Raw genomic sequence first — 12,884 nt, 5'->3', positions numbered from 1 at the left:
GAGAAGCTATGTCACAAAGCACGTAAATCTCTCCTCGTTTGAGAGTGGCGTGTTTTTTTTTGCCCAAAAAAAATGATGTAACACATGAGATAGGAATTCAACAATGACGATACCAGCACTATTGGTTTTAGCAGATGGCAGCACGTTTCACGGCACGGCCATTGGCTCAGAGGGTCAAACAGTCGGCGAAGTGGTGTTCAATACTTCAATGACAGGCTACCAAGAAATTTTAACCGACCCATCTTACACAAAACAGATGATCACATTAACTTATCCGCACATCGGGAATACAGGGACGAATCGTGAGGATGAGGAATCTGATTCAGTGCATGCTGCTGGTTTGATCATTCGCGATTTACCACTTTTAGCGAGTAACTTTCGCAATACTGAAAGCTTAGAAGATTATTTAAAGCGTCACAATGTTGTGGCGATTGCTGACATTGATACGCGCCGCTTAACACGCCGATTGCGTGAGAAGGGTGCACAAGCCGGTTGCATTGTCACCGGTCACAATCCTGACATTGCAGCGGCACAAAAAGCAGCGCAAGATTTTGGTTCAATGGCTGGCCTTGATTTGGCAAAAGAAGTCACTTGTGATGCAGCCTATGAATGGACCGAAGGCGAATGGCGCTTAGGTGAATCTTTCCACACAGACATCAAACAGCCATATCATGTGGTGGCGTATGACTTTGGTGTCAAACGCAATATTTTGCGTATGCTTGCAGAGCGTGGTTGCCGTTTAACGGTGGTGCCAGCCACAACGCCCGCAAGTGAAGTGTTAGCAATGAATCCAGATGGTGTATTTTTATCCAACGGCCCGGGCGATCCTGAACCTTGTGATTATGCCATCAAAGCGATTCAAGAGATTTTGGCGGCGAAAAAACCAATCTTTGGCATCTGTTTAGGTCATCAATTATTGGGTTTAGCTTTAGGCGCACAAACAGAAAAAATGTTGTTTGGTCATCATGGTGCCAACCATCCTGTCCAAGAATTATCCACAGGAAAAGTTATGATTACGAGTCAAAATCATGGTTTCCAATTGAATGAAGCAAGCTTGCCTGAAGGTGTTGAAGTGACGCACCGTTCTTTATTTGATCAATCCATCCAAGGCATCAGCCTGAAAGATCAAGTGGCTTACTCATTCCAAGGACACCCTGAAGCGAGCGCGGGCCCAAATGATGTGGCCTACCTATTTGACCAGTTCATCGATGCCATGAGCGCAAAGTAATCCGAGGAGAGAGAAATGCCTAAACGTACAGATTTAAAATCCATCTTAATTATTGGTGCAGGCCCGATCGTCATCGGTCAAGCTTGTGAATTCGACTACTCAGGTGCACAAGCGTGTAAAGCGTTGCGTGAAGAAGGGTACCGCGTCATTTTAGTGAACTCAAACCCAGCGACCATCATGACGGATCCTGAAATGGCAGATGTGACATACATCGAACCCATTTTATGGCAAACCGTTGAAAAAATTATTGCCAAAGAACGCCCAGATGCCATTTTACCCACCATGGGCGGTCAAACAGCATTAAACTGCGCCTTAGACTTAAGCCGCAATGGCGTGTTGGCAAAATACAATGTGGAATTGATCGGGGCTTCTGAAGATGCCATCGATAAAGCAGAAGATCGTGGCCGTTTTAAAGAAGCGATGGAAAAAATCGGCTTAAAATGCCCAGAATCTTATGTTTGCCACAGCATGAATGAAGCATTGTCTGCACAAGCGAAAGTGGGCTTCCCAACATTGATTCGTCCATCTTTCACAATGGGTGGTTCAGGCGGCGGTATTGCTTATAATAAAGAAGAGTTCATGGCGATTTGTGAGCGCGGCTTTGATGCATCACCGACACATGAATTATTGATTGAGCAATCTGTTTTGGGCTGGAAAGAGTACGAAATGGAAGTGGTGCGCGATAAAGCGGACAATGCCATCATCATCTGCTCGATTGAAAACTTTGACCCAATGGGCGTACATACAGGCGACTCCATCACCGTTGCACCTGCGCAAACATTGACGGATAAAGAGTATCAAATCATGCGTAATGCAAGTTTAGCGGTATTGCGTGAAATTGGTGTGGATACCGGCGGCTCGAACGTTCAGTTCTCCGTGAATCCTGCCAATGGTGAATTGATCGTCATTGAGATGAACCCACGTGTATCACGTTCATCTGCATTGGCATCAAAAGCCACAGGTTTCCCAATTGCGAAAGTGGCTGCTAAATTGGCAGTCGGTTATACATTAAATGAGTTGAGCAATGACATCACAGGTGGTCGTACACCGGCATCTTTTGAGCCTTCCATTGACTATGTTGTGACCAAAATTCCACGCTTTGCGTTTGAAAAATTCCCAGCGGCGGATGATCGCTTAACCACGCAAATGAAATCCGTGGGTGAAGTGATGGCGATGGGTCGCACATTACAAGAATCCATGCAAAAAGCATTGCGCGGCTTAGAAACAGGTTTGTGTGGCTTTAACCCACGTACGACAGACAAATCTGTGATTTTGCGTGAGTTGGTGAACCCAGGTCCTGAACGTATTTTATATGTGGCAGATGCATTCCGTATTGGCATGAGCAAAGAAGAGATCTTTGACGTGTGTGCCATCGATCCTTGGTTCTTGATGCAAATTGAAGATTTAATGCAAGAAGAAGCTAAAGTTGCAGCGGGTACATTGGCAGATTTAGATTTTGCCACCATGCGCCGCTTGAAGCGTAAAGGCTTTTCAGACAAACGTTTATCTCAATTGTTGAATGTTTCTGAAAAAGCAGTGCGTGATGCACGTTTTGCCCTTAAATTACATCCTGTGTATAAGCGCGTTGATACGTGCGCCGCTGAGTTTGACACAGACACAGCCTATTTATACTCAACGTATGAAGAAGAGTGTGAAGCGCGCCCAACGGATAAGAAAAAAATTATGATCCTTGGCGGTGGCCCAAACCGCATTGGTCAAGGGATTGAATTTGACTATTGCTGTGTGCATGCCTCTTTAGCATTGCGTGAATCTGGTTTTGAAACCATCATGGTGAACTGTAACCCTGAAACCGTGTCCACAGACTTTGACACCTCAGATCGTTTATATTTCGAACCATTGACGTTAGAAGATGTGTTAGAAATCGTGCGTGTTGAACAACCTTATGGCGTGATTGTGCATTATGGTGGTCAAACACCATTGAAATTGGCCAATGCTTTGGTGGAAAACGGTGTGAACATCATCGGAACATCTGCAGACAGCATTGATGCGGCAGAAGATCGTGAACGTTTCCAAAAAGTATTGCATGATTTAGGATTACGTCAGCCAGAAAACCGCACTGCGCGCAATGAAGAAGAAGCCATTGTGTTGGCAAACGAAGTGGGTTATCCGCTTGTTGTGCGCCCATCTTATGTCTTAGGTGGCCGCGCAATGCAAGTGGTGCATTCAGATGATGAATTGCGCACGTATATGAATGAAGCCGTACAAGTGTCTGAAGACAGTCCTGTATTGTTGGATTTCTTCTTAAATCACGCCATTGAAGTGGATGTGGATTGTGTGTCTGATGGTCAAGAAGTTGTGATTGGCGGCATCATGCAGCACGTGGAACAAGCGGGTGTTCACTCAGGTGACTCAGGTTGTTCATTGCCACCTTATTCTTTGAGTGCAGAGATTCAAGATGAAATTCGCCGTCAAACCAAAGCGATGGCCAAGGCATTGAATGTTGTGGGCTTGATGAATGTGCAATTTGCCGTGCAAGATGATGTGGTGTATGTGTTAGAGGTCAACCCTCGCGCATCGCGTACTGTACCATTTGTGAGTAAAGCCACCAGCGTGCCTTTAGCGAAAATTGCAGCGCGCGCAATGGCAGGCATCTCTTTAGCAGAACAAAACTTCACCACAGAAGTGATTCCTGATTATTACTCTGTGAAGGAAGCGGTGTTCCCATTCATGAAGTTCCCAGGCGTAGACGTCATCCTTGGGCCAGAAATGCGTTCAACCGGTGAAGTGATGGGCGTGGGTAAAACTTTCTCTGAAGCTTACTTAAAAGCGCAATTAGGTGCGGGCGAACGTGTACCGAAAGTGGGTAAAGTCTTCATCTCTGTGCGTGATGCCGATAAACCTTATTTAGAAACCATGGCACGTAACTTCCAAGAACAGGGTTACGGCTTGTGTGCAACGCGTGGAACGGCGCAATACTTAACGGATAAAGGTTTCTTTGTACAAACCATCCATAAAGTGGCAGAAGGCCGCCCACACATCATCGATTACATCAAAAATGGTGAAATCGCTGTGGTTGTCAATACCGTGGTGAGTGATGCGCAAGCAGTGAAAGACAGTCACTCCATCCGCCGCAGTGCATTGAATCAACGCATTCCTTTATACACCACATTAGCGGGCGGTGAAGCAGTGAGTGAAGGCGTGAAAAGTATGTTCATGATGGATGTGTACTCAGTGCAAGAGTTGCATGATCACATTGCTAAAAGCAAAAAATAAGTCATTGACTGAACAAAAAGCTCCGCATTGCGGAGCTTTTTTTATACTAGAAATTTAAGCCAATCAAATGGAGCAAATAGAGCATGCATGGAATGGTGATTAAAGATGCCATCACAGAGATCAAAGTCATCGCAGTGCCAAAGTTTACATCTGCGCCATAGCGCTGAAAGAGTACGGAGGCTAAGGTAAAGGTTGGCATCGTCACTTGAATGAGGAGCACTTTAATGACAATGTCATCAATCGGTAACAGTAGAATGAAACCAAAGGCTAAGAGTGGAAACAGCAGGATTTTAAAGATGACGCCATAAGTGACGCGTTTGACATCAATGTCACGGATCATTTTCCATAAGTCAGGGATCAACATGCCAATGTAGATCATGCCAATGGGGCTCGCTAACCCTGCTAACGCTTTGGTCAATTGCTTTAAACCATCGTGGGCTTCAAATTGTAATGCGCCAAGCGTTAAGCCAATGACAATGGCGAGCAATGGGATGTTGATCATCGCTGCTAAATTGCGTAAGCGAAAGCCTTTATCACGCTGCAATAAATAGATGCACAATGTCCAGATCACAAAATCTAACCCCGCATCAAAGATCGCCGCAAGCAATGCGCCTTGCGCCCCTAACAATACATAGCAAAGTGGAATGCCAATAAAAGCCGTGTTGCCAAGTGTGGCGGCGATGGCCAGTTCATTCGCTTGCTTTTCGGCAGTTTTAAGATACTTTTTCGCTAAAAAGCGCGCCAAAATAATCCCGCCTGCATTGATGATGACAGAGAGCACAAAAATGGTGAGGATCTGCTTCATCATCGTGGCATCAAGCTCAAAGTTAAACACGCTCGACAGCACAATCGAAGGTAAGCCAACATTGACAATCAGCGCCACAACTAAGCGTTGGGATTCAAGGGTTAAACCGTAGGCACGGCGCAATAATACGCCGACGATCATCATCGCAGCCATGACGGAAACGGAAGTGAGGGTGGTGAAGAAAATCATTGGACAACTCGCGCAAAAATTATGATTTATGGTTATGAGAGAATACTATAGCACTAGTTTTTAGATGCATGGGGCTTTTTGCGAGGGATATTTTCAGAGGGCGATGCAGGACGATTGAGCAATAAGTTACGCTGTGTTAAATTATTATCTTTACACTCTGTAGGTTCAAATTATGGCGAACAACGCATCTAAAGACACTTTGATTTTTGGCGTGCCAAAACTCCCGATGAAAGCATTGGTGGTGGTCATTCCGTTTATGGTCTCCTTCATCATGAGTGGGGTGATCTCGTTTGTGAGTATGGTCAGAAGTTTAGGGCTCGGTTTTCATGTCTTTAGCCCGTGGGTGAGTGTGTGGATGTTTTCATGGATGATCGCTTTTCCCACCATTTTAGTGGTGTTGCCTCTAGCGCGTAAATTGGCCATGAAGTTGGTGAAATTACCACCACAAATGCAGTGATCAAAGCATGAAAAAGCCCTGCTCAACAGGGCTTTTTAAATCATATTTTAAAGTGTTGGCAATTATTTTGCGTACACTGGGAATTTACGACAAAGCGCTGTCACATTGTCTGCAACGCGCGCTGCGAGTGCTTCATCATCGATGTTTTCTAACACATCACACATCCAGTTCGCGAGTAATTCAGATTCTGCTTCTTTAAAGCCGCGGGTTGTGATCGCTGGCGTACCGACACGAATGCCTGATGTCACAAAAGGTGATTGTGGATCATTGGGCACGGTGTTTTTATTCACAGTGATGTTTGCTTTGCCAAGGGCAGCATCTGCCGCTTTTCCTGTGATGCCGTGTTTGACTAAATCCACTAAGAATAAGTGATCTTCTGTGCCATTTGACACGATGTCAAAGCCACGAGATTGGAACACACGCACCATTGCTTTAGCATTTTTCAACACTTGCTTTTGATATTCTACAAATTCAGGTTGCGCCGCTTCTAACAATGCCACCGCTTTTGCTGCGATCACATGCATTAAAGGGCCACCTTGAATGCCTGGGAAAATCGCTGAGTTCAATTTTTTCTCGATGTCAGGATTTGCTTTTGCCAAGATGATGCCACCACGAGGACCACGCAATGTTTTGTGTGTGGTGGTGGTGACAACGTCTGCGTATTCCATAGGATTTGGATATAAACCTGCTGCCACTAAACCGGCAACGTGCGCCATGTCCACAAATAAGTACGCGCCCACTTTGTCAGCAATTTCGCGGAAACGTTTGAAATCTAAGATTTGAGAGTAAGCAGAGAAACCTGCCACGATCATTTTTGGTTGATGTTCGATGGCTAATTTTTCCACTTCATCATAATCGATGAGACCATTTTCATCGACGCCGTATTGTACCGCGTTGTACGTACGACCAGAGAAGTTAACTTTTGCACCATGGGTTAAGTGACCACCGTGATCAAGGCTCATGCCAAGAACTGTGTCACCGGGTTGAACCAATGCAAGGTAAACTGCGCCGTTTGCTTGTGAGCCGGAATGTGGTTGTACGTTTGCGTAGTCTGCGCCAAATAATGTTTTTGCACGCTCAATGGCTAAGCTTTCAACGATGTCCACATATTCACAACCGCCATAATAACGCTTGTTAGGATAGCCTTCGGCATATTTGTTGGTGAGTTTAGAGCCTTGAAGTTCCATCACAAGTGGGGAACAATAGTTCTCAGAAGCGATCAATTCAACGTGATCTTCCTGACGTTGTCCTTCCTTTTCAACAGCTTCAAAGAGTTCAGGATCAAAAGAGTGTAACGCGAGATTTTCAAACATGATGATTTTCCTATAGAATAACCCAAGCAAAGGCGTAGTTATTGTAGAGTGTAAAAACTTTTCCTTCAACAGCTAACGCCATTTTAAGAACAATTAGATTATTTGATCCATTAATGAGGAATGCGTAATTATGACTATGGAAAATAGAGATCATATGCGTTTGAATATGATAGAGCAGCAAATCCGTCCATGGAATGTCTTAAATCAACGAGTGCTCAATGCATTTGATGAAGTTAACCGTGATGAATTCGTGGCAAAGGCATTAAAGCCGCTTGCATTTTCAGAAGCAAGATTGCCATTAGGCGGCGATGATTTGATGCTGTTTCCTGCGTTAGAAGGGCGCATTCTTCAAGAAGTGAACATTGCCCCCACAGATAAAGTTCTCGTGGTTGGCACAGGCAGCGGATTTTTAGCCGCCTTAGCTGCGACACTCGGTGAACATGTCACAAGTATTGACATTAACGATGCTTACACACAAAAAGCCCAACAAGTTGCGGCGTCTTTAAACATTCACAATGTTGAATATGTGACCGCTGATGTGAAAACCTTTGCCATTGAAAAGGCGAGCTTTGATGTGATCATTTTAACGGGTTCAGTATTGAATGTGCCAAATGTATGGATCGAGGGCTTAACTGCTGGCGGTCGCTTGCTCGCATTTGTAGGCATGCAGGATCAAACAGTGACGAGCGGCATTGTGTTCCAAAATCAATTGGATCAAATCCGCGAAGATTCATTGTTTGAAGTGGAATTAGAACGTCTTCATGGATTTGAAGATCAACCACAATTTGTATTTTAATTAAACTTCACTTTTATCCCATCTTGTCTGACAGGATGGGATTTCTATTTTCTGAAAAAAATTATGACTCAATTTACGCAACAAAATTTTGAAGTGCGCTCCATGGCGGAGTTTGCAGAAGAAGCTTATTTGAACTATTCGATGTATGTGATCAAGGATCGAGCGCTTCCGCATGTGGGTGATGGATTAAAGCCGGTGCAGCGCCGCATTATTTATGCCATGAGCGAGCTCGGATTGAGTGCAGTGTCAAAGCATAAGAAATCAGCGCGCACCGTGGGGGATGTGATCGGTAAATATCATCCGCACGGCGACAGCGCTTGTTATGAAGCTTTGGTCTTGATGGCACAGCCTTTCTCATACCGTTATCCATTGGTGGATGGGCAAGGGAACTTTGGTTCATTGGACAATCCTAAATCGTTTGCTGCGATGCGTTACACTGAGTCAAAACTCTCTAAATACGCGGATGTTTTACTCAAAGAGACCAATGAAGCCACGGTGGATTGGCAGCCAAACTTTGATGGTTCGCTCAATGAACCTGTGCGTTTGCCTGCGCGTTTGCCCAACATTTTATTAAATGGCGGGACAGGCATTGCCGTCGGGATGGCCACAGACATTCCGCCTCATAACTTAACTGAAGTGGCCAATGCTGTATGTGCGCTCATTGATCAGCCGGATTTATCGTTAGAAGCGTTGATGCAATATGTGCCTGCGCCCGATTTTCCAACGGGCGGTGAGATCGTCAATAGCAAATCAGAATTATTAAAGCTTTATACACAAGGCACAGGCTCCATTCGCTTGCGTGCCAAATATGTGATGGAAGAGGGCAACATTGTCATTACAGAATTGCCATATCAAGTTTCCGGTGAAAAGATTCAAGTGGACATCGCGCAGCAAATTCAGGCGAAAAAATTGCCAATGATTGATGACATTCGCGATGAATCGGATTATGAGCATCCTGTGCGCATTGTGTTGATTCCACGCTCAAATCGTGTGGAATGTGATCGCGTGATGGATCATTTATTTGCCACGACGGATTTAGAAAAATCCATCCGTGTGAATCTCAATATGATTGGCTTAAATGATCGCCCTGAAGTGAAAAGCTTAGCGAAAATTTTGACAGAATGGATCGCCTTTAGAACCGATACTGTGACGCGCCGTTTGCAGCATCAGCTCAATAAAGTGGAAGCGCGTTTGCACATTTTAGAAGCGTTGATGATTGCATATTTGAACCTAGATGAAGTGATTCGCATCATCCGCTTTGAAGAAGAGCCCAAAGCCGTCTTGATCGAGCAGTTTAAATTGTCAGAGATTCAAGCGAATGCGATTTTAGAGACAAAATTGCGCCATTTAGCCAAGCTTGAAGAGATGAAGCTACAAGCGGAAGAAGATGAGCTTTTAAAGCAGCAACAAGAACTACAAACCTTACTCAATGAGCCTAAAAAATTGATGGCGCTCATTAAGCAAGAGATCAAAGAAGATCAAAAAGCGTATGGCGATGTGCGTAGAACGAAGATTGTAACGCGTGCACAAGCAGCGGCGATTGATGAGCTTGAGTTGGTGTCAAGTGATCCGATTACGATCATTTTGTCAAAAATGGGCTGGGTGCGTTCAGCGAAAGGGCAAGAGATTGATCCAAAACAGATGAATTATCGCACCGGTGATCAATACCTCTGTTCAGCCTTTGGGCGCAATAATCAGCAAGTGGTCTTTTTTGATCAAACGGGGCGCGCTTACAGTTTAGCGGCGCATACGTTGCCATCAGCGCGTACGATGGGTGAAGCCTTGAGTGGGCGTTTTACATTGTCTGCCGATACGGTGATCAATCAAATCATTTGTGATCAAGAGGATAGCCAATATTTATTGGCAGCAAACAGCGGTTATGGCTTTGTGGTGGATTATACAGAGCTATTGAGCCGTCAAAAAGCAGGTAAAGCCATTGTGAATTTAGGCGATGCGAGCATGTTTGCCCCGATGAAAGTGGATAAAGCGACAAAACCTTACATGGTGGCCTATACAGACAAAGGGCGTTTGTTGATCACAGAGATTGAAGCATTGCCCGTTTTAGCCAAAGGTAAAGGCAATCAGATCATCGGGATTCCAGGAGCTGCGTTTAAAAATGGCGAAGATCAAATGCTTGATTTACAAATGCTTGGGCGCAATGACACTTTAACTTTACATTTTGGCCGTGCGAAGATGACATTAAAGCCAGAAGACTGGGCGCAATTCATCGATGAGCGCGGAAAACGCGGCAAAGAGGTGAAAAAAGGCAGCAAAATTACGCGATTAGAGATTGCGCATATCGATTAAATTGCTATAATGTGGCGCTTATGTTTTTGACTGGTCGCGGTCAAAAACTTTTTATTTCAAACTATTATCGGAGTTCACAATGAGTGATTTCATTTTTAAAGCATCTCTTCGCCAAGACATGGGGAAAGGAGCGAGCCGCCGCCTACGTCGTGAAGGGTTGATTCCTGCGGTTGTTTACGGTGCTGGCCAAGAAGCTGTAAGCATTGTATTAAACCACAACGAAGCATTGACAGTTTTCCGTAACGAAGACGTTTACTCAAGCATCGTGACTGTAGAAATCGATGGCAAACCAGAAAGCGCAATTTTACGTGATGTTCAACGTCACCCATATAAACCTTTATTGGCTCACTTAGATTTCTTACGCGTTAAAGCGGGCGAAAAATTGAAATCAATGGTTCCAGTTGTATTGTTAAATGCAGAAGATGCAGCAGGCGTTAAAGCCGGCGGCGTTTTAACTCACGCATTAACAGCGATTGAAGTTGAATGTTTACCTAAAGATTTACCACACGCAATCGAAATCGACATCATTGATTTAGCTGTGGGTGCACACATCACTGTTGCTGACGTTAAAGCGCCAGCAGGTGTTGAAATCTTAACGCCAGCTGAAGATCAAGTTGCTGGTATCTTAGCGCCACGCATCGCTGACGACGCTGAAGAAGCAACGGATGCTGCTGAGGCAACAGAAGAAGCATAATTGTCTATGACATTGAAATTAATCGTTGGCCTAGGTAATCCTGGGCCCGAATATACAGAAACCCGCCACAATGCGGGTTTTTGGTTTATTGATGAGATCGCATCGACACCATTGTCCTATCAAAGTAAATTTAAGGGCTTGGTGGGTGAGATGATGCAAGATGGCCACAAAGTCTATCTTTTGAAGCCAGAAACTTTTATGAATAAAAGCGGCGAGTCCGTTTTGGCGCTGGCCCATTTTTATAAAATTCTGCCAGAAGAGATTTTAGTGGTGCATGATGAATTAGATCTACCGCCGGGGGCTGTGAAGCTCAAACAAGGGGGTGGACATGGTGGCCACAATGGCTTAAAAAGCATCATTTCTTGTCTAGGCTCGAATAATTTTAACCGTTTGCGCATCGGCGTTGGGCATCCTGGCGATGCAAAACTTGTGGCAAATTATGTGCTTAAAAAAGCATCGGGCGCGGATCAGAAATTGATGGAAGATGCCATTTGGGAGGCAAGACGCCATTTATCTGCGATGGTGGCAGGTGATTTTGAACCCGTCATGAACGAATTACATCGTAAGAAGTAACTTTAAAGGAATTATTTATGGCAATTCAGTGTGGTATTGTAGGGCTTCCGAACGTTGGTAAATCAACGCTTTTCAACGCATTGACAAATGCAGGCATTGATGCGGCAAACTACCCGTTTTGTACAATTGAGCCAAATGTGGGTCGTGTGTTGGTGCCAGATACGCGCATTCAACCGCTTGTGGACATTGTCAATCCTGAGCGTGTGCAACAAACATTTGTGGATTTTGTGGACATCGCGGGTTTAGTGAAAGGTGCATCGCAAGGTGAAGGCTTAGGCAATCAGTTTTTAGCCAACATCCGTGAAACCGATGCCATTGCACATGTGGTGCGTTGTTTTGAAAATGATGACATCATCCATGTGTCCGGTAAAATTGACCCAATTGATGACATCGAAGTGATCAACACTGAATTGGCATTGGCCGATTTAGCCTCTGCTGAACGCTTTTTACATCGTGTTGAAAAAGTGGCTAAAAGTGGTAACAAAGAAGCACAAGCACAAGTGGCGGTGCTCAAAAAAATCATCCCTGTGTTAGATGAAGGCAAAAGCGTTCGTTCCATTCAGTTAGATGATGAAGAAAAATTATTGGTGCGCGATCTTCAATTTTTAACCATCAAACCTGTTATGTACATTGCCAACGTCAATGAAGATGGTTTTGAAAACAATCCATTATTAGACAAAGTAGAAGCATATGCTGCTGCAGAAGGTGCATTTGTGGTGCCAATTTGTGCTGCAATCGAATCTGACATTGCTGAACTCGAAGATGAGGATAAGGCAGATTTCTTAGCGGAAATGGGCTTTGAAGAACCGGGTTTAAACCGCGTGATTCGTGCAGGTTACTCATTGCTGAATTTAGAAACTTACTTCACAGCAGGCGTGAAAGAAGTGCGTGCATGGACCATCAAAAAAGGTTCCACAGCGCCACAAGCTGCGGGCGTGATTCACACGGACTTTGAAAAAGGTTTCATTCGTGCTGAAGTGATCGCATATGATGATTATGTCACTTACAAAGGTGAGGCAGGCGCGAAAGAGAAAGGTAAAATGCGTTTAGAAGGTAAAGAGTACATCGTGCAAGATGGCGATGTGATGCACTTTAGATTCAACGTATAATAAAATACGCATTAAAAGCCGACCGACAAGGTCGGTTTTTTTATGCCTGAAATGGGTGAATTGATAGAAATTATTAATGATTCGTGGGCGAAAATCCTGATATATCTACAGCTGTTAATATTTGTTAAAAATATCAGACAGCAATATATGCATGATTGATCTATAAATTCAATCAATTA

10 protein-coding genes are annotated in these 12,884 nt (G+C 44.4%); 8 read left to right on the top strand and 2 right to left on the bottom strand.

Annotated features, from left to right (window positions below; translation table 11 throughout):
• Positions 1–103: 103 nt before the first annotated feature.
• Positions 104–1,228 carry a glutamine-hydrolyzing carbamoyl-phosphate synthase small subunit gene (gene carA / locus B9T10_RS04460; RefSeq protein WP_008316571.1) on the top strand — a complete coding sequence of 375 codons (1,125 nt, stop codon included), beginning with the start codon at positions 104–106 and terminating at the stop codon, positions 1,226–1,228.
• A gap of 15 nt (positions 1,229–1,243) precedes the next feature.
• On the top strand, positions 1,244–4,462 hold the full coding sequence (gene carB / locus B9T10_RS04455; RefSeq protein WP_008316572.1) for a carbamoyl-phosphate synthase large subunit: 3,219 nt from the start codon (positions 1,244–1,246) through the stop codon (positions 4,460–4,462).
• A gap of 46 nt (positions 4,463–4,508) precedes the next feature.
• Here carB and B9T10_RS04450 read toward each other — a convergent pair whose 3' ends face one another.
• Positions 4,509–5,456, bottom strand: coding sequence for an AEC family transporter (locus tag B9T10_RS04450; protein ID WP_008316573.1), 948 nt, complete (start codon positions 5,454–5,456; stop codon positions 4,509–4,511).
• Positions 5,457–5,628: 172 nt separating this feature from the next.
• Here B9T10_RS04450 and B9T10_RS04445 point away from each other — a divergent pair, with 172 nt between their 5' ends.
• A complete protein-coding gene (locus B9T10_RS04445; RefSeq protein WP_094492313.1) occupies positions 5,629–5,913 on the top strand; it encodes a DUF2798 domain-containing protein in 285 nt (94 codons plus the stop codon).
• 62 nt (positions 5,914–5,975) lie between these two features.
• On the opposite strand, the gene glyA is transcribed toward B9T10_RS04445, so the two are convergent.
• Positions 5,976–7,226, bottom strand: coding sequence for a serine hydroxymethyltransferase (gene glyA, locus B9T10_RS04440; RefSeq protein WP_008316575.1), 1,251 nt, complete (start codon positions 7,224–7,226; stop codon positions 5,976–5,978).
• Positions 7,227–7,380: 154 nt separating this feature from the next.
• Here glyA and B9T10_RS04435 point away from each other — a divergent pair, with 154 nt between their 5' ends.
• The 5 genes from B9T10_RS04435 to ychF all read left to right on the top strand — a co-directional run bounded on the left by B9T10_RS04435 (position 7,381) and on the right by ychF (position 12,705).
• Complete coding sequence (locus B9T10_RS04435) at positions 7,381–8,022, top strand: protein-L-isoaspartate O-methyltransferase family protein (RefSeq protein WP_094537956.1); 642 nt, start codon at positions 7,381–7,383, stop codon at positions 8,020–8,022.
• 63 nt (positions 8,023–8,085) lie between these two features.
• Complete coding sequence (gene parC, locus B9T10_RS04430) at positions 8,086–10,329, top strand: DNA topoisomerase IV subunit A (RefSeq protein WP_094537955.1); 2,244 nt, start codon at positions 8,086–8,088, stop codon at positions 10,327–10,329.
• Positions 10,330–10,408: 79 nt separating this feature from the next.
• Positions 10,409–11,023, top strand: a complete 615-nt coding sequence (locus tag B9T10_RS04425) for a 50S ribosomal protein L25/general stress protein Ctc (RefSeq protein ID WP_008316579.1) — start codon at positions 10,409–10,411, stop codon at positions 11,021–11,023.
• A gap of 6 nt (positions 11,024–11,029) precedes the next feature.
• On the top strand, positions 11,030–11,596 hold the full coding sequence (pth, locus tag B9T10_RS04420) for an aminoacyl-tRNA hydrolase (RefSeq protein WP_094488257.1): 567 nt from the start codon (positions 11,030–11,032) through the stop codon (positions 11,594–11,596).
• 17 nt (positions 11,597–11,613) lie between these two features.
• Positions 11,614–12,705: a redox-regulated ATPase YchF gene (gene ychF, locus B9T10_RS04415; protein ID WP_018121766.1), complete on the top strand. Its 1,092-nt coding sequence runs from the start codon at positions 11,614–11,616 to the stop codon at positions 12,703–12,705.
• The last annotated feature ends 179 nt before the right edge of the window (positions 12,706–12,884 follow it).

Origin of the sequence: Wohlfahrtiimonas chitiniclastica (assembly GCF_002252325.1) — a bacterium.
GTDB lineage: Bacteria > Pseudomonadota > Gammaproteobacteria > Cardiobacteriales > Wohlfahrtiimonadaceae > Wohlfahrtiimonas > Wohlfahrtiimonas chitiniclastica.
The sequence above is the reverse complement of the archived record's forward strand: the minus strand, read 5'-3'. Positions and strand labels throughout refer to the sequence as shown.

Bases quoted from the DNA above. Each gene is read 5' to 3' on its own strand.
- ychF (WP_018121766.1), top strand. From the start codon at position 11,614: ATGGCAATTCAGTGTGGTATTGTAGGGCTTCCGAACGTTGGTAAATCA.
- B9T10_RS04435 (WP_094537956.1), top strand. From the start codon at position 7,381: ATGCGTTTGAATATGATAGAGCAGCAAATCCGTCCATGGAATGTCTTA.
- carB (WP_008316572.1), top strand. From the start codon at position 1,244: ATGCCTAAACGTACAGATTTAAAATCCATCTTAATTATTGGTGCAGGC.
- B9T10_RS04425 (WP_008316579.1), top strand. From the start codon at position 10,409: ATGAGTGATTTCATTTTTAAAGCATCTCTTCGCCAAGACATGGGGAAA.
- B9T10_RS04445 (WP_094492313.1), top strand. From the start codon at position 5,629: ATGGCGAACAACGCATCTAAAGACACTTTGATTTTTGGCGTGCCAAAA.
- glyA (WP_008316575.1), bottom strand. From the start codon at position 7,226: ATGTTTGAAAATCTCGCGTTACACTCTTTTGATCCTGAACTCTTTGAA.
- parC (WP_094537955.1), top strand. From the start codon at position 8,086: ATGACTCAATTTACGCAACAAAATTTTGAAGTGCGCTCCATGGCGGAG.
- carA (WP_008316571.1), top strand. From the start codon at position 104: ATGACGATACCAGCACTATTGGTTTTAGCAGATGGCAGCACGTTTCAC.
- B9T10_RS04450 (WP_008316573.1), bottom strand. From the start codon at position 5,456: ATGATTTTCTTCACCACCCTCACTTCCGTTTCCGTCATGGCTGCGATG.
- pth (WP_094488257.1), top strand. From the start codon at position 11,030: ATGACATTGAAATTAATCGTTGGCCTAGGTAATCCTGGGCCCGAATAT.